The organism is Qipengyuania sp., assembly GCF_964227205.1.
In the GTDB taxonomy this organism is placed as follows: domain Bacteria; phylum Pseudomonadota; class Alphaproteobacteria; order Sphingomonadales; family Sphingomonadaceae; genus Qipengyuania.
This window is the reverse complement of record NZ_CAXQVB010000002.1, coordinates 809,818-825,438: the sequence shown is the minus strand read 5'-3', so window position 1 is coordinate 825,438 and position 15,621 is coordinate 809,818. Positions and strand designations below refer to the sequence as shown.

Sequence of the window (15,621 nt, the reverse complement as noted above, 5' to 3'; positions counted from 1 at the left end):
CACCTGTGCGCATGACCCCGCTTTCGCCCGCCTCCAGCCTGCACCTATGGAAAGCCGGAAACGGGCATCCGGCTTTTTTCCGCCTGGACCGTGTAACACCCGGTCCATGTCACGGGACTTGCCCAGCGGCATTCCAACAATGATCCAACAGGCTGCCACCGTGCCGCTCGCGACCGAGCGCTTTTCGCTGCGGGCATTGCGGCGATCCGATGCCGCGGCGCTGCTGCCGACTCTGGGGGACGAGGCGCAATGCCGTTATCTGACGCGTCCGGCCTTCACCTCGGAAGACGAATTGTGGGGCTGGCTCGCCGATCCCGACTGGCCTGGGCAGACCTGGATCGCCGAGGATGCCCGGGGCGAGATATGCGGCCGGTTTGTCGCGATTCCTCAGGCGCAAGAAGGCCTCGTGGAAATCGGCTACATCACCTGCATCGGCTGGCAGCGGCGTGGCGTCGCGCGCGAATGCATGGAGGCGCTGATCGCGCATCTGTTTTGCGAGGGGCGTGCGCAGCGGCTGCGCGCCGAAGTCGATATCGAGAACGCGGCGTCGCTGCGACTGCTCGACCGGCTCGGCTTCGCGCGCGAGGCGCTTCACCGGAACTATGAGGAAACGCATAAGGGGATGTGCGATGTGGCGATCTATGGCCTCGACCGCGCTGCCTATCGCGTGCAAAGCGGAGCGAGTGACCGATGAGCGCTAGTCTCTATATCCGCCCGATCGGCTTCGTACCGGGACCGCAGAGCGAGCACGGCAATGCCGTCCGCCTCGCCGGCGGGATGGTTTATGCCAGTCGCTTCGCGGTGATCCTGCGCCGAGATGGCGAGGTGGTCGAACGCTGGCTCGCCGCGCCCGACACGATGGCCGAGGTGCTTGGGCAATTGCCCGATGGCTGCGGCGCCGATGCCGAGGCGCAATGGGGCAATCTTACGCTCGCGCATCCGCCGCTCGAGCTGGGCGCGCGGACCGTGCGGCTCGACCAGCCGCAGGTGATGGGCATCCTCAACGTCACGCCCGACAGTTTCAGCGACGGCGGCGCGCATGACGGACCCGATGGCGCGCGCGCGCATGCCGCGGCGATGCTCGAGGCGGGGGCGGCGATCATCGACGTCGGCGGCGAGAGCACGCGTCCGGGAGCCACGCCGCTGTGGGAAGGCGACGAGATCGCGCGCGTCGTGCCCGCTATCGAGGCCTGCGCCGGCATGGGCGCGGCGGTGAGTATCGACACGCGCAAGGCGGCGGTGATGGAAGCCGCGCTCGCGGCGGGCGCGCACCTGGTCAACGATGTCTCGGGTCTCGCGCACGATCCACGCAGCGCGGAGGTGGTCGCGGCGGCGGGATGCCCGGTGGTGCTGATGCACGCACCGGGCGCGGCGGGCGAGGACCTGCACGAGGGTGGCAGCTACGGCAATGTGGTGTTCGACGTGTTCGATGCGCTGCGCGCGCGCCGCGATGCCGCGCTCGCGGCGGGTATTGCGGCGAAGAACATCCTGCTCGATCCGGGGATCGGCTTCGGCAAGAGCCTCGCCGACAATCTCGCTCTGATCAACGCGCTGCCGCTGTTCCACGCGCTCGGCCACCCGCTGCTGCTCGGCGCGAGCCGCAAGCGGATGGTGGGCGCGCTGTCGAACGAGGCCGCGGCCGGCGACAGGCTCGGCGGCAGCCTGGCGCTGGCGCTCGAGGGGATGCGCGCGGGCGTCCAGCTCCACCGCGTCCACGACGTTCCCGAGACCGTCCAGGCACGCAATGTCTGGCGCGGATTGCGCGACGCCGCGCTGACCGATTTCGGGGACTTGCCTGGCTAGCCGGGCGAGGCTGCGCTTCCCGCAAGCAGCCCGCCGTCGAGCGTGAGCTCGGCACCGGTCATATAGGCGCTCTCGGGCGAGGCGAGGTAGACGCAGAGCGCGGCGACCTCTTCCACCGTGCCGAAGCGCTTGAGCGGGGTGTCGGCGACCAGCCTGGCCATCTTCGCCTCGCGGTCGGGGCCGTCGCCCAGCATCGGCTCCCAGATCTCGGTCAGGATCGCGGCGGGATGGATCGAGTTGCAGCGGATCTGCCAGCCCTGCTGCGCGGCATAGAGCGCGACCGACTTGGTGTGATTGCGCATCGCCGCCTTGCTCGCGGCATAGGCCGCCGCGCCGGGTATGCCGACGAGGCCCGAGCGCGAGGACATGTTGATGATCGAGCCGCTGCCCTTGGCCTTCATGGCGCGCAAGGCATAGCGGCAGCCGAGGAAGCAGCCATCGGTATTGACCGCGTGGACCCGGTGCCATTCGGCGAGGCTGGCGTTCTCCGGGTCGTGCGCCGCGGGGCCGTCCTCGAAGCCGGTTATGCCGGCATTGTTGACCAGCACGTCCACCGCGGGGAATGTCTCGGCGAGGGCGTCCCACGCCGCCTCGCTGGCAACGTCGAGCCCATGCCACTCGCAGCCGAGGTCGGCGGCGGCTTTCCTACCTGCCTCTTCGTCGATATCGGTGAGCACCACGCGTGCGCCTTCGGCAAGGAAGGCCTCGCATACGGCGCGACCGATGCCGCGTGCGCCGCCGGTGACGAGGCAGAGCAGATTGTCGAGTTTGGTCATGACCCCGTCGGGGTTACGCAGGTTACGCTGCGTTGTCGATTCCGAGCTCGGAGAGCTTGCGGTAGAGCGTCGAGCGGCCGATGCCGAGGCGGCGGGCGACTTCGGTCATGCGGCCGCGATAATGGCCGATGGCGAGACGGATGATGTCGGCCTCGATCTCCTCGAGCGGGCGGACGTTGCCATCGTCGGTATAGAGCAGCACGCCGAGCCCGCGCGCGCGGCTTTCGCCGCGGTCGGGATTGTCGCCGAGAAGTTCGGCAAGCTGGGGGAAGCTGTGCGCGGTCAACGCCTCGCGCTGTTCGAACACGCAGGCGCGGAACAGCACCGCCTGCAGCTGGCGGACGTTGCCCGGCCAGTCGAAGGCTTCGAGCAGCGACAGCGCGCTGTCGGCGATCGAATGATGCTTGAGCCCGGGTTGTTCGCCGATCCGGCTGAGGAAATAGCGGGTCAGCGCCGGAATGTCGCCGAGACGCTCGCGCAGCGCGGGCAGGCGGATGCGGGTGGCCGAGAGCTGGTCGAACAGCGCCTGCGAGAAGCCTCCCGCCGCGATCAGTTCCTCGAGCGGGCAATCGCTCGCCGCGAAGACGCGCAGGTCGATGCGGAAGCCGTGCGACGCGCCGGTAGGCCGTACGATGCCGCTGGCCAGTACTTCGGCAAGGCGTTCCTGCTGGTCGAGGGGAATGCGGTCGACCTCGTCGAGGATCAGTGTCCCGCCGTCGCACTGCTCGATCAGGCCGGTCTGGCGATCGAAGGCGCCGGCAATGGCGCCCTTTTCGTGGCCGAAGAGCAGCGATTCGAGCGAGGCGGGGGGCATGCCGCCGCAATGGACCACATGCATCGGCGCCTTGGCGCGGGTGCTGGCGGCGTGCATCGCGCGGGTGAGCATGTCCTTGCCGGTGCCGCTCTCGCCTTCGACCAGCACATGCGCATGGCTGCGCGCGGCGGTGGCCGCCTTGGCCAGCGCGGTGCGGAACGGCGCGGCGGTGCCGACCATGGCGTCGAAATCGACCGGGTGGGAGAGTTTCTCGGTGAGCGGCTGGAGCTCGGCCCGCGGCCGCTCGGCATTCCGCGCGCTGGCGAGCGCCTGGAGCAGGCGGTCGGGGTCGACCGGCTTGACCAGGTAATCGGTCGCGCCCGCGCGCATCGCCTCGACCGCGAGCAGCGGCGAGGTGCTGGCAGTGAGCATCAGCAGCGGTGCCTGGGGTCGTGCGGCGCGCAGGTCGCGGATGAGGTCGCAGGCGGCATCGCCGGGCACCCATTGGTCGAGCAGGATCGCTTGCACATCATCACCCTCGGGCGAGGCGAGCGTGGCGAGGGCCTCCTCGCCGCTGGCCACCGTCAGCGTGCGCCAGCCTTCGCGCGCGGCGAGCGCGGCCACGAGCCGGCTCTGCGCCGGTTCGTCGTCGATCAGCATCAACAGGCGCGATTGCCGTGTCGCCATGGGGTTATCGGTGCTCCCTTGTGCTCTACGGACGCCAGACCACGCCCTGTATCCCTCGCTTATCGCAATAGGGTAAAGAGCCGATTAAGCGCGGGCCGCAGGGGACGCCGCGATTGCGGGGCTTGAGCGCTGCCGCCGGCCGCGATAAACCCCGGCGCAACACCACTATCACACAGGGACTTATCACCATGGATTCCGCCAACGACATGAAGGCGCATGCCAAGACCTACGGATCCTTCATCGGCATGCTCAAATGGTCGGTGCCGCTGATCGCCATCATCACGCTGCTCGTCGTCATTCTGATTTCCGACTAAGCGCCCGCGGTGCGCATTGCGGTGCTGAAGGAGCGTGCGCCCGGTGAAAGCCGGGTCGCGCTGACGCCCGAAACGGCGAAGAAATTCGTCGCCCTCGGGGCTACTGTCGCTGTCGAGGAAGGGGCCGGTTCCGGCGCCTCCGTGACCGACGAGGCGTACCGCGAGGCCGGGGCCGAAGTGGCCGGTGCCGCGGCAGTGGTGAAGGACGCCGACATCGTGCTCGGCGTCCAGGCACCCGACCCGGCATTGCTCGCGGGTGCGAACCCCGGCGCCTGGGTCGCGGCGACATTCGATCCCTTCCGCAATGGCGATCTGGTCGCTGCCTATGCCAAGGCGGGCCTCGAAGCGCTGTCGATGGAATTCATGCCGCGCATCACGCGCGCGCAGAGCATGGACGTGCTGTCGAGCCAGTCGAACCTCGCCGGCTACAAGGCGGTGCTCGTCGCCGCGAATACCTATGGCCGCGCCTTCCCGATGATGATGACCGCCGCCGGCACGGTGCAGGCGGCCAAGGTATTCGTGATGGGCGTCGGCGTGGCGGGCCTGCAAGCGATCGCCACTGCCAAGCGGCTGGGCGCGCAGGTGAGCGCGACCGACGTACGCAGCGCGACCAAGGAACAGATCCTCTCGCTCGGGGCGAAGCCGGTGTTCGTCGAGAATGTCGCGGGGATCGAAGGCGAGGGATCGGGCGGCTATGCGACCGAGATGAGCGAGGAATACCAGAAGGCCCAGGCCGAGCTGGTGAGTTCGCACATCGCCAAGCAGGACATCGTGATCACCACCGCGCTGATCCCGGGCAAGCCCGCACCGCGGCTGATCTCGGATGCGCAGATCGCCAGCATGAAGCCGGGCAGCGTGATCTTCGACCTTGCCGTCGCGCAGGGTGGGAATGTCGAGGGCTCGAAGCCCGACGAGGTGGTCGAGAAGCACGGCGTCACCATCGTCGGCTATTCGAACACCGCAGGGCACCTCGCGGCGGACGCTTCGGCGCTGTTCGCGCGCAACCTCTACAACTTCCTCTCGGCCTTCTGGGACAAGGAAGCGGGCAAGCCCGTGCTCGACGAGGAAATCGGCGATGCCGTGCGGCTGACACAGGGCGGCAAGGTCGTAAACGAGAGGCTTCAGGCCACGTAATCCGGGCCCGGGGAGGGGCCGCACATGGACTTCATTTCGATCCTGTCGATCTTCGTGCTGGCGTGTTTCGTCGGCTATTACGTGGTCTGGTCGGTCACGCCCGCGCTGCACACGCCGCTGATGGCGGTGACCAATGCGATCTCCTCGGTGATTATCGTCGGCGCGCTGATCGCGGCGGCGGCGGCGGATGTGCCGGGGGCGAAGTGGCTGGGGCTGCTCGGCATCGTACTCGCCAGCGTGAACATCTTCGGTGGCTTCGCGGTCACGGCGCGCATGCTCGCCATGTACAAGAAGAAGGAGAAGAAGTGATGCAGGGGCTCACCTCACTCCTTCGTCGCCCCGGCCCCCGAGCCGGGGTGGTGCTGCCTACAAGCGGTGCGACTGAAGAAAAGCACCGGCCCCGGATCAAGTCCGGGGTGACATTTGCTCTATTGACGGCTCTGTTTGCGACTCCCGCCTCGGCCTCGACCGGCGCGCCCGTGAACCCCTGGGTCGCGCTCGCCTATCTCGTGTCGGGCGTGTTCTTCATCCTCGCGCTGCGCGGCCTCTCCTCGCCCGCCTCGAGCCGTGCGGGCAACCGCTTCGGCATGATCGGCATGCTGATCGCTGTGGTAACTACGCTGGTGACGCACTTTCCGTGGATTAAACCGGACGCGGCGAAATGCGCGCAAATTCGGGATGTTTCTAGCGATGGCTCGACCTTCGCTTTCGATGGCCCGGGTGCCTGCGGTTACATGTCATACCCGGACTGGTTCGGCGCAGGCGAAATCCTGATCGCCATCGCGATCGGCGCGATCATCGGCATCACTATTGCCCGCCGCATCGCCATGACCGCGATGCCCGAGCTGGTCGCGGCCTTCCACAGCCTCGTTGGCCTTGCTGCTGTGCTGGTGGGCTGGGCAGCCTATCTCAATCCGGGCGCCTTTAGCTTGCTCGTGGGTGACAGCATCGGCGCGGTTTCCAAGGTCGAGATGGGACTCGGCATCGCCATCGGGGCGATTACCTTCTCGGGCTCGGTTATCGCCTTCGCCAAGCTGTCGGGCCGGATGAGCGGTTCGCCAATCCTCCTGCCTGCGCGCCATGTCATCAACCTCGGCACGCTGGCGGCGATCATTGTGCTGACCGCGCTGTTCGCGATGGCGGGTCCTGCCGAAACCATGCCGCTGATCGTCGCGCTGACGGTGCTCGCCTTTATCATCGGCTTCCTGCTGATCATCCCCATCGGCGGGGCGGACATGCCGGTCGTCGTCTCGATGCTGAACTCCTATTCGGGCTGGGCCGCAGCGGCGATGGGCTTCACGCTCGGCAATACGGCGATGATCATCACCGGCGCGCTGGTCGGCTCCTCGGGCGCGATCCTCAGCTATATCATGTGCCGGGCGATGAACCGCAGCTTCATCTCGGTGATCGCGGGCGGGTTCGGCGCGGATGACAGCGGCGGCGCGGGCGGCGAGGCGAAGGAACAGCGCCCCTACAAGCAGGGCAGCGCGGCCGATGCGGCCTTCATGCTCGAACAGGCCGAGAAGGTCATCATCATCCCCGGTTACGGCATGGCGGTGGCGCAGGCGCAGCACGCGCTGCGCGAAATGGCCGACCTCCTCGAGGAAAAGGGCGTGGAGGTAAAATACGCCATCCACCCCGTCGCCGGCCGCATGCCGGGACACATGAACGTGCTGCTTGCCGAAGCGCAGGTGCCTTACGAGAACGTCTTCGAGCTGGAGGACATCAACTCCGAATTCGCGCAGGCCGACGTCGCCTTCATCATCGGCGCCAACGACGTGGTGAACCCGGCGGCGAAGACCGACAAGTCCAGCCCCATCTACGGCATGCCCGTGTTCGACGTCGACAAGGCCAAGCAGGTCTTCTTCATCAAGCGTTCGATGGGCGGCGTGGGCTATGCGGGCGTAGACAACGACGTCTTCTACATGGACCAGACCATGATGCTGCTGTCCGATGCGAAGAAGATGGTCGAGGAAATCGTCAAGGCGCTCGACTGAGATGAAGCAGTTGCTGATCGTGCTTGCGCTGCTGGCCTTGGCCGGGGCGATCCTCTGGGCGACCGTGGGCGGCGGGCTGCAAGGCAGCGTCGAGGATCGGCTCGAGGCCGAATTCGTGGCGCGTGGCCTCCCCCAGCCGATGGCCGAATGCATGGCCGGGCGGATGGCGGAGCGGCTCTCGGTCAACCAGCTTCGCAAGCTGGAAAAGCTGGCCCCCGAGGAGGGCGAAGCCGACGTGCCACTGAGCATGGCCGAAGTGCTCGAACGCATCCGCCGAGTCGACGATCCCGAAGTGCTCGAAGTGGCGGCGGGTTCGGCAGCGGTCTGCGCCTTCTCTGCTTAGCAAAACCAGTCATTGCGAGGAGCCGCAGGCGACGCGGCAATCCAGATAGCGCGGGACTGGATTGCTTCGCTAAGCTCGCAATGACTTGCTGAGGGTCCTTGCTTTCCTTTTCGCAGGCGGCACAATGGGTTGCAAGGGAGAGACTCATGACCATCAGATTGACGCTTGCTGCCGTCCTGCTCGCCACTGCCGCGCCAGCGCTTGCCGCCACGCATAATGTCGCACCGGGCGAAGGTGCGCAGGAAGCCTTGCAGGAGGCGCTGATACTCGCCGAGCCGGGTGACGAGATCGTGCTCGCCGCGGGGCGCTACGTGCTCACAGACGGGCTCAGCCTCGATGTCGACGGGGTCACGCTGCGCGGCGCGGGGATGGATGGCACCGTGCTCGACTTCACCACCCAGGCCGGGTCGGGCGAGGGCCTGCTGGTGACGAGCGACAACGTCACGCTGCGCGATTTCGCGCTAGAAAACCCCAAGGGCGACGGGATCAAATCCAAGGGCGCCGACAATATCGTCTACCACCGCATCCGCGTGACCTGGACGCGCGGGCCGCACCCGGAAAACGGCGCCTACGGTATCTATCCGGTCGAAAGCGACGGCGTTCTTGTCGACGGGGCCAAGGTCACCGGCGCGAGCGACGCGGGCATCTATGTCGGCCAGTCGAACCACATCACCGTGCGCAATTCGATCGCCGAGGCCAATGTCGCCGGGATCGAGATCGAGAACAGCCGCAACGCGCTTGTCGAACACAATGTCGCCACGCGCAATACCGGCGGCATCCTGGTGTTCGACCTGCCCGACCTGCCCGTGATGGGCGGGGGCAATGTGGTGGTCGCGAACAATCTCGTCGTGGCCAACGACACGCCCAATTTCGCGCCTCCGGGCAACATCGTCGCGGGCGTGCGCCGCGGCACGGGCATCCTTGTGATGGCCAATGACAAGGTGCTGATCGAGAACAACATCCTCTCGCAGAACCCGACTGCGCCGGTGATGGTGATCGCCTATACGCAGCCTTTCGAGGACGAACGCTACAACCCGCTCCCGCGCGAGGTGGTAGTGGGTGCAAACCGCTATGACGGGGGCGGCTACGATCCGCAGCTCGATGGGGCCGACATGCTGCTCGCGGCCTTCGGCGGCGAATTGCCGCCGGTGATGTGGGACGGTCTCGGCAGCCTTTCGGTGGCCGAAGGGACAGCCGGGTGGAGCCTCAACCTTACTGAAGCGGGCAAGGGCCTCGACGCGGCGCAACCGGGGCCGCTCGATGTCGCGGTGCCCGCTGGCGAATTTGACCGCAGTGGCATCGGCGCGCCGGCCGCGCTGGAGGAACGGCTGGGGGGATGAAGCGCGCAACCAGCCTCCTTCTCGCCGCGAGCCTGGCGCTCGCCGGGTCGGTCGTCGCGCGGGCGGAGTTCTTCCAGCCGCTGACCGTGCTGGAGCAGGTCGATGACGAGGCGGTGCTGCAGGGCATGCCGCGGCTCTTGTCGGACTATGGCTTCTTCAATTCGCTCAGCGCCCAAACCCCTAACATCGGTGTCACTCCCTATCGCCTGAACACGCCACTCTTTTCCGACGGGGCGGACAAGCACCGCTTCGTCTACCTGCCCGAGGGTACGCGGATGGCGGCGCAGGGCGAGGGGCTGCTCGACATTCCTGTGGGTGGGGCGCTGATCAAGACTTTCGCCTTCCAAGTCGATGGCAAGCGTCGCCTGATCGAAACGCGCGTATTGCTCCACCGGGCGGACGGCTGGCTGGCGCTGCCCTACCTGTGGAACGAGGAACAGAGCGATGCCCAGCTCGCCATTGCCGGTGCGCGGCTGAACCTGACCACGCCGGCAGGAGAGACGATCAGCTATCGCGTGCCGAACAAGAACCAGTGCAAGGAATGCCATGGGCTTAATGGCGAAGTGGTCCCCATCGGCCCAAAGGCGCGCAATCTGTCGCATGACTGGCTGGGGCAAATGGTGGCTGCGGGGCATCTCGATGCCATGCCGCAAGGCGCCGACCAATTGCCGCTGTGGGAGGCGCGCGAAAGCGCCAATCTCACCGCCGCCGCGCGCGGCTATCTCGACGTCAATTGCGCCCACTGCCATCGGCCGGGCGCGACCGCTTCGAACAGCGGGCTCGACCTGCGCTGGGAACAGCAATCGCCCGAAGCCATCGGGATCGGCAAGCGGCCGGTCGCCGCCGGGCGTGGGGCAGGCGGCCACCTGTTCGACATCGTGCCCGGTTCGCCCGATGCCTCGATCCTCGTCTATCGCATGGCCAGCCCCGAACCGGGCATCGCCATGCCCGAACTGGGCAAGGCGACGGTCGATGAGGAGGGCCTCGATATCGTGCGCCGCTGGATCGAGGAGATGGCACCGTGAAATGGTTCTGGCGCATTCTCGGCGGGCTTCTCGCCGTGTTGGCGGTTGCGTTTATTGTGCTGCGCGTGCCCGACACCGACCCCGGTGATATGTATGCCAAATACGGCACCCCGCCTTCGCAAATGCTGGCCATTGCGGGCGAGCGCCGCGTGCATCTCCGCGACGAAGGGCCGCGCGATGCGCCGGTCATCATTCTGCTGCACGGTTCGAATGCCGATCTGCATACCTGGCAGCAATGGGCCGACGCGCTGAAAACCGATTATCGCGTGATTCGCTACGACCAGCGCGGGCATGGACTGACCGGCCCTGCGCCCGACGGGAATTATGCGCTCGATGCCTTCGTCGAGGATGTCGATGCGGTTGCCGACGCACTCGGTGTGGAGCGCTTCACACTGGCGGGCAACTCGATGGGCGGCGCGATCGCCGTGGGCTATGCCATCACCCATCCCGAGCGGCTCGACGCGCTGGTGCTGGTCGATGCCGGCGGCGCGCCGATCGAGCGCGAGGGGGGCGGGAATATCGCCTTCCGCCTGGCGGGCATGCCCGTTGTCGGCGATGTCATGAGCCAGTTGCTGCCGCGCTCGCTGGTCGAGAAGAGCCTCGCGCAGAGCGTCTCCAACCAGGCCGTCGTCACTCCCGAGGCGGTCGATCGCTATTGGGAACTGGCGCGCTACCCCGGCAATCGCACGGCGACACGCCAGCGCTTTTCGGCTCCGCGCAGAAGCTTCGCTGCCGAAACCGTTGCCAAGGTCCAGGTCCCGACGCTGGTCATGTGGGGCGAAGAGGACGCGCTGATCCCCTTCGATGCGGCGCGCTGGTACATGGATCACCTGCCCAATGCGACGCTGGCCAGCTATCCCGGCATCGGCCATATCCCGATGGAGGAAGCGCCCGAACGCAGCATCGCCGACTTGGAAATCTGGCTTGCCGAAGTGCTTGCTTCTCGGGACGCGTCGGCCAATGGAACCGCGACGTAGCCCAGCCGTTGCAACCCACTGATACGCGGGCCAACCGCGATCGACTGAACGACAGGGCGGAAGAAGAGGGATCAAGGCTTGCGCAAGCTCGGCATTATCGGGGGGATGAGCTGGATCTCGACCCGCGCCTATTACGAACGGATCAACAAATTCGTGCAGAAGCATGGCGCCCCGTTGGCCAGCCCGCCGCTGCTCATCGAGAGTCTTGATTATGCGCCGATTGCCGCGGCCAAGCAGGCCGACGACTGGGACGCGATCGCCGCCATGCTGGTCGATTCCGCGCGCCGCCTCGAAAATGCCGGAGCCGAAGGTCTGGTGATCGCCGCCAACGCGATGCACAAGGTTTACGACCGCCTGACCGAGGCCGTCTCGATCCCGGTCCTGCATATTGCCGATAGCGTTGGCGCGGCGATGGAAGAGGCAGAGTGCGATAGCGCTGCACTGCTCGGCACGCGCTTCGTGATGACCGAGAGCTTCTATCGCCAGCGTCTCGTCGCGCACGGCGTCAACCTGCTGCCGCCCAATCCCGACGACGTCGAGATGGTCGACGGGATCATCTACAAGGAACTGATGCTCGGTCGCGTGACCCGCAGCGCCGAACGCGCGCTCAAGACCATCATCACGATGAAGGAAAAGGAGGGCGCCGAAGCCATCGTCCTCGCCTGCACCGAACTCGAACTGGTAGTTGATACCGATGCCAATGTACTTCCGGTGTTCGATTCGACCGATATTCACTGCCGCGCTGCGGCAGAGTGGATTTTGGATTGAAACCCAACTTGTAAAAATGCGACATTTTGGCGACAGGTGCCGCTCTTTTTTCGTAAATTAACTATCAGCCGATTGATGCTGGCGCCGATCGACGCATGCTGACCTTCCTTATCAAGGGAAGGGACTGTTTTATGAACATCAATTGGGGTCGCTTGGCGACCGTGAGCCTCGTTGCGCTTGCGGGTGCGGGCATCGCTGCGCCTGCATCGGCGCAAAAGGTCGAGAACAGCTACATCTGCGTCTTCCAGCCGGGCCTCGTTGCCAAGGGCAATGTGAAGGCCGAAGCGGCGCGCGCTGCACAGGCCGCCGGCGGACAGGTCAAGTTCGAATACCGGAACACGATCCGCGGTTTCGCGGTCAATGCATCGGCGCAGGGCGTCGCCAACATGCAGGCGAAGAACCCGCGCATCGCCTATTGCGAGCAGGACCAGCTGATGACCACCGTCGCCAAGCCGGGTGACGGCGCGAAGGGCAAGCCCGGCGGCGGCTCGAGCCAGCCCCCCGAACAGACCCCCTGGGGAATTACCCGTGTGGGCGGTGGCCTGACCGGTGTCACGCGTCGCGCCTGGGTGATCGATACCGGTGTCGACATGGATCACCCGGACCTGAACGTGAACCAGACCGAAGGCGCGACCTTCATCGCCCGCACCAGCTCGCCCGATGACGACAACGGCCACGGTACCCATGTCGCAGGCACCATTGCCGGCATCAAGGGCAATGGCATCGGCACCGTCGGTGTCGCCGCCGGCGCGCAGATCATCCCGGTCAAGGTTCTCGACCGCCGCGGCTCGGGCACCAACAGCGGCGTGATCGCCGGCGTCGATTTTGCCGGTGCGAACTTCCAGGCCGGCGACGTTGCCAACATGAGCCTTGGCGGCGGATTCAGCCAGGCGCTCAACGATGCGGTCATCGCCGCAGCGGGCAAGGGCCTCAAGTTCGCGCTCGCGGCGGGCAATGAATCGACCGACGCCAACACCAAGTCGCCGGCTTCGGCGAATGGAGCCAATATCTACACCATCAGCTCCTTCGCCCAGGGCGACAACTGGTCGAGCTTTTCGAACTACGGCAACCCGCCAGTCGATTTCGCCGAGCCGGGTTCGTCGATCTACTCGACCTACAAGGACGGCGGTTACGCGACGCTTTCGGGTACCTCGATGGCCAGCCCGCACATGGCCGGCCTGCTGCTGCTCGGCACGCCGCGCAGCGGCGGCACCGTGAATGGGGATCCGGATGGAAATCCGGACACCATCGGCATCAACTGATTTCAGTTGGGTCGCACCTGGATCGGGCCGCATGTCGTCGGACGTGCGGCCCTTTCTTTTGGCCGAAAACCGGCGCAGTTCGCTATTCGTTCACGTTGTCGGCGGGCGGCATGAACTCTAAGCCCGCGCTTCGATGAACAGAGCTCCCTACGCCTCCGATCCTGCTGCCAGCCGCGGGCGCGAATTCGGCGAAGAACGCGAAGGGTCGCGCGGGCCGCGCAGCGAATTCCAGCGCGACCGCGACCGGATCGTCCATTCGATTGCCTTCCGCCGGTTGCGCTCGAAGACGCAGGTGTTCATCTCTCCCGACGGCGACCATTATCGCACCCGCCTGACGCATAGCATCGAAGTGGCCCAGATCGGCCGGGTCCTTGCACGCGAACTCGGGCTCGACGAGGATTTGACCGAAGCGCTGTGCCTTGGCCACGACATCGGCCATCCGCCCTTCGGCCACGCCGGGGAACAGGCGCTCGAGGAGGCGATGGCCGGGGCCGGCGGCTACGATCACAATGCGCAGGGGCTGCGCACGCTGGCGCGGCTCGAAAGCCCCTATTGCGACCATGATGGGCTCAACCTCACCTGGGAGACGCTGGAGGGACTGGCCAAGCACAACGGGCCGATCGCGAACCCCAATTGGGCGCTGGCCGAAATCGACCGGGCGTTTCCGCTCGACCTCCACAGCTGGCCCTCGCTCGAGGCGCAGGTCGCTGCGCTGGCTGACGATATCGCATACGACAATCACGACATCGACGATGGCCTGCGGGCAGGCTTTCTCGATCTCGACGATCTGCTGGTGCTCGATTCGCTTGCCGACCAGTGGCGCGCGGTCGAGAAGCGCTTTCCGCACGCCCCGCGCGACCGCCAGCTGCGCGAGCTCATCCGCACGCAGATCGGGCTGATGGTCAACGATTTGCTGGCATACACGCGCGAGCAGGTCCGGGATATCGGCAGTGTCGAGGAAGTGCGCGGCGCGGGGCGTCAGCTCGCCGCCTTCTCGCCTGCGATGCGCGAGCAGGAGCGCGTACTCAAACGTTTCATGTACGACCGGCTGTATTATCACGAAGAGCAGCTCGGCACCGCCGAACGCGCGCATGATGTGATCTCCCGCCTGTTCGCGGCCTATCAGCAGGATCCGACCGCCATGCCGGCCGACTGGCTCGCCACCCTGCCTGCGGCCGAGCCGCAACGCAGCCGCCATATCGCCGATTTTATCGCCGGGATGACCGATCGCTATGCCATTACCCAATGCGCGCGCATCTATGGCCGCATGCCCGAAGGGTTGAGCAATGTCTGATGCAGTGCGCATCGCGCTGTTCGGCGCCACCGGCCTGATCGGTTCGACGGTGATCGCGCAATGCGTCGGACGCGAGGACGTGCGCCTGACCGGCATCGCGCGGCGCGAGACCGAGCTGCCGCGCGGCATCCGGATGGAGCTGTTCGTCGCCGATCCGGCGAAGTGGGGCGAGGTCATCGAAGCGGTGCGTCCGCGGGCGATGATCTGCGCGCTCGGCACCACCTGGAAGAAGGCGGGCGAGGACGAGACCGCGTTTCGCGCGGTCGACCGGGACCTCGTCCTCGAAACCGCGCAGGCAGCGAAGGACCTGGGTGTCGAACGCTTCGTGCATGTGAGTTCGGTCGGTGCCGATCCGGCATCCAGATCCTTCTACCTGCGGGTGAAGGGCGAGGTCGAGCGCGAGCTCACCAAACTGCGGTTTGACCGGCTCGACCTCCTGCGTCCGGGCCTGCTGCTTGGACGGCGCGTTAACGAGCGCCGCACCGCCGAACGCGTGGGCATCGCACTCGCGCCGGTAACCAATCTCCTCCTGCACGGCGGATTTCGCCAGTATCGCGGCATCAAGGCCGAGGTGGTCGCGCAGGCCGCCCTGGCCCTGGCCAAGCGCCCGGCGCGCGGTCGTTTCGTTCACGACAATGACGCGATCCATCGCGCGGCGAGGACCTTGCCGCAAATCGCGGTCGATCCGACATGATGTGGGAGGCGGTCTTCGGCGCGGCGAACCTGCTCGCGATGGTCATGTGGGCCGCGTTGATCCTGGCGCCGCGCTGGCCGGCGCTGCTGTCGGCCGTGCTCTATCTCGGTGTGGGGCTGCTGTGCCTGGCCTATGCGGCAGGAATGGTCGGCATACTGTCGGGTGGTTTCGATGCGGGCGGCGAGCGCGGAGCTGTCGATTTTGCGACCATTGCGGGCGTGCGCGCGATCTTCGCCAGCGATGGTGGAGCGACCATCGGATGGATTCACTACCTCGCCATCGATCTCTTCACCGGCCTGTGGATCGCGCGCGATGCCGATGCCAAGCGGTTCTCGCGGCTGGTCCAGGCGCCGGTCCTGCTGGCGACCTTCCTCGCCGGACCGCTCGGCCTGCTGCTGTGGCTCGGCATGCGTGAACGGCGGGCGCGGGCCGGGGGGCGCTGGCGCTAGTGCG

Annotated in this window: 17 protein-coding genes; 15 read left to right on the top strand and 2 right to left on the bottom strand. The window is 66.4% G+C overall.

The genetic code is table 11. The features are described from left to right. Positions 1–139: 139 nt before the first annotated feature. Both ACEQZ0_RS06125 and folP read left to right on the top strand, forming a co-directional pair. Positions 140–694 (top strand): GNAT family N-acetyltransferase, encoded by a 555-nt coding sequence (locus ACEQZ0_RS06125; protein ID WP_370189396.1) that lies wholly within the window; start codon positions 140–142, stop codon positions 692–694. Continuing rightward, positions 691–1,803, top strand: a complete 1,113-nt coding sequence (gene folP / locus ACEQZ0_RS06120) for a dihydropteroate synthase (protein WP_370189394.1) — start codon at positions 691–693, stop codon at positions 1,801–1,803. The genes ACEQZ0_RS06125 and folP overlap by 4 nt, the downstream gene beginning before the upstream one ends. Here folP and ACEQZ0_RS06115 read toward each other — a convergent pair. Further along, positions 1,800–2,579, bottom strand: a complete 780-nt coding sequence (locus ACEQZ0_RS06115) for an SDR family NAD(P)-dependent oxidoreductase (protein ID WP_370189392.1) — start codon at positions 2,577–2,579, stop codon at positions 1,800–1,802. The genes folP and ACEQZ0_RS06115 overlap by 4 nt on opposite strands. A 22-nt stretch (positions 2,580–2,601) precedes the next feature. Next, positions 2,602–4,020: a sigma-54-dependent transcriptional regulator gene (locus tag ACEQZ0_RS06110; RefSeq protein WP_370189390.1), complete on the bottom strand. Its 1,419-nt coding sequence runs from the start codon at positions 4,018–4,020 to the stop codon at positions 2,602–2,604. A 188-nt stretch (positions 4,021–4,208) separates the two neighbouring features. Between ACEQZ0_RS06110 and ACEQZ0_RS06105 the strand changes: the two genes are divergently transcribed. The 13 genes from ACEQZ0_RS06105 to ACEQZ0_RS06045 all read left to right on the top strand — a co-directional run bounded on the left by ACEQZ0_RS06105 (position 4,209) and on the right by ACEQZ0_RS06045 (position 15,617). Continuing rightward, the gene (locus tag ACEQZ0_RS06105) at positions 4,209–4,334 is read left to right on the top strand and encodes an aa3-type cytochrome c oxidase subunit IV (protein ID WP_370189388.1); all 126 of its coding nucleotides are present in this window, start codon (positions 4,209–4,211) and stop codon (positions 4,332–4,334) included. 9 nt (positions 4,335–4,343) lie between these two features. Further along, entirely contained in the window at positions 4,344–5,468 is a 1,125-nt protein-coding gene (locus tag ACEQZ0_RS06100) for an NAD(P) transhydrogenase subunit alpha (protein WP_370189386.1), read from the top strand. A gap of 24 nt (positions 5,469–5,492) precedes the next feature. After that, positions 5,493–5,777, top strand: a complete 285-nt coding sequence (locus ACEQZ0_RS06095) for an NAD(P) transhydrogenase subunit alpha (protein WP_006833497.1) — start codon at positions 5,493–5,495, stop codon at positions 5,775–5,777. Positions 5,778–5,947: 170 nt separating this feature from the next. Beyond that, the gene (locus ACEQZ0_RS06090) at positions 5,948–7,465 is read left to right on the top strand and encodes an NAD(P)(+) transhydrogenase (Re/Si-specific) subunit beta (RefSeq protein ID WP_370189384.1); all 1,518 of its coding nucleotides are present in this window, start codon (positions 5,948–5,950) and stop codon (positions 7,463–7,465) included. 1 nt (position 7,466) lies between these two features. Beyond that, a complete protein-coding gene (locus tag ACEQZ0_RS06085) occupies positions 7,467–7,808 on the top strand; it encodes a hypothetical protein (RefSeq protein WP_370189382.1) in 342 nt (113 codons plus the stop codon). A 146-nt stretch (positions 7,809–7,954) separates the two neighbouring features. Then, a complete protein-coding gene (locus ACEQZ0_RS06080; RefSeq protein ID WP_370189380.1) occupies positions 7,955–9,148 on the top strand; it encodes a parallel beta-helix domain-containing protein in 1,194 nt (397 codons plus the stop codon). Beyond that, positions 9,145–10,173 (top strand): SO2930 family diheme c-type cytochrome, encoded by a 1,029-nt coding sequence (locus tag ACEQZ0_RS06075; protein ID WP_370189379.1) that lies wholly within the window; start codon positions 9,145–9,147, stop codon positions 10,171–10,173. Before ACEQZ0_RS06080 ends, ACEQZ0_RS06075 begins: the two co-directional genes overlap by 4 nt. Beyond that, entirely contained in the window at positions 10,170–11,150 is a 981-nt protein-coding gene (locus ACEQZ0_RS06070; RefSeq protein ID WP_370189377.1) for an alpha/beta fold hydrolase, read from the top strand. The genes ACEQZ0_RS06075 and ACEQZ0_RS06070 overlap by 4 nt, the downstream gene beginning before the upstream one ends. A gap of 78 nt (positions 11,151–11,228) precedes the next feature. After that, positions 11,229–11,918, top strand: coding sequence for an aspartate/glutamate racemase family protein (locus tag ACEQZ0_RS06065; RefSeq protein WP_370189376.1), 690 nt, complete (start codon positions 11,229–11,231; stop codon positions 11,916–11,918). A 131-nt stretch (positions 11,919–12,049) separates the two neighbouring features. After that, positions 12,050–13,180 (top strand): S8 family serine peptidase, encoded by a 1,131-nt coding sequence (locus ACEQZ0_RS06060; protein ID WP_370189374.1) that lies wholly within the window; start codon positions 12,050–12,052, stop codon positions 13,178–13,180. 133 nt (positions 13,181–13,313) lie between these two features. Beyond that, positions 13,314–14,474, top strand: coding sequence for a deoxyguanosinetriphosphate triphosphohydrolase (locus tag ACEQZ0_RS06055; RefSeq protein ID WP_370189372.1), 1,161 nt, complete (start codon positions 13,314–13,316; stop codon positions 14,472–14,474). Next, complete coding sequence (locus tag ACEQZ0_RS06050; protein ID WP_370189370.1) at positions 14,467–15,168, top strand: NAD(P)H-binding protein; 702 nt, start codon at positions 14,467–14,469, stop codon at positions 15,166–15,168. Before ACEQZ0_RS06055 ends, ACEQZ0_RS06050 begins: the two co-directional genes overlap by 8 nt. Beyond that, entirely contained in the window at positions 15,165–15,617 is a 453-nt protein-coding gene (locus ACEQZ0_RS06045) for an ABA4-like family protein (protein WP_370189369.1), read from the top strand. The genes ACEQZ0_RS06050 and ACEQZ0_RS06045 overlap by 4 nt, the downstream gene beginning before the upstream one ends. Positions 15,618–15,621: the final 4 nt, after the last annotated feature.

What these genes read in the sequence shown, in the direction of transcription:
- ACEQZ0_RS06125 (WP_370189396.1), top strand. Translation starts at nt 140, where the DNA reads ATGATCCAACAGGCTGCCACCGTGCCGCTCGCGACCGAGCGCTTTTCG.
- folP (WP_370189394.1), top strand. Translation starts at nt 691, where the DNA reads ATGAGCGCTAGTCTCTATATCCGCCCGATCGGCTTCGTACCGGGACCG.
- ACEQZ0_RS06115 (WP_370189392.1), bottom strand. Translation starts at nt 2,579, where the DNA reads ATGACCAAACTCGACAATCTGCTCTGCCTCGTCACCGGCGGCGCACGC.
- ACEQZ0_RS06110 (WP_370189390.1), bottom strand. Translation starts at nt 4,020, where the DNA reads ATGGCGACACGGCAATCGCGCCTGTTGATGCTGATCGACGACGAACCG.
- ACEQZ0_RS06105 (WP_370189388.1), top strand. Translation starts at nt 4,209, where the DNA reads ATGGATTCCGCCAACGACATGAAGGCGCATGCCAAGACCTACGGATCC.
- ACEQZ0_RS06095 (WP_006833497.1), top strand. Translation starts at nt 5,493, where the DNA reads ATGGACTTCATTTCGATCCTGTCGATCTTCGTGCTGGCGTGTTTCGTC.
- ACEQZ0_RS06085 (WP_370189382.1), top strand. Translation starts at nt 7,467, where the DNA reads ATGAAGCAGTTGCTGATCGTGCTTGCGCTGCTGGCCTTGGCCGGGGCG.
- ACEQZ0_RS06080 (WP_370189380.1), top strand. Translation starts at nt 7,955, where the DNA reads ATGACCATCAGATTGACGCTTGCTGCCGTCCTGCTCGCCACTGCCGCG.
- ACEQZ0_RS06075 (WP_370189379.1), top strand. Translation starts at nt 9,145, where the DNA reads ATGAAGCGCGCAACCAGCCTCCTTCTCGCCGCGAGCCTGGCGCTCGCC.
- ACEQZ0_RS06060 (WP_370189374.1), top strand. Translation starts at nt 12,050, where the DNA reads ATGAACATCAATTGGGGTCGCTTGGCGACCGTGAGCCTCGTTGCGCTT.
- ACEQZ0_RS06055 (WP_370189372.1), top strand. Translation starts at nt 13,314, where the DNA reads ATGAACAGAGCTCCCTACGCCTCCGATCCTGCTGCCAGCCGCGGGCGC.
- ACEQZ0_RS06050 (WP_370189370.1), top strand. Translation starts at nt 14,467, where the DNA reads ATGTCTGATGCAGTGCGCATCGCGCTGTTCGGCGCCACCGGCCTGATC.
- ACEQZ0_RS06045 (WP_370189369.1), top strand. Translation starts at nt 15,165, where the DNA reads ATGATGTGGGAGGCGGTCTTCGGCGCGGCGAACCTGCTCGCGATGGTC.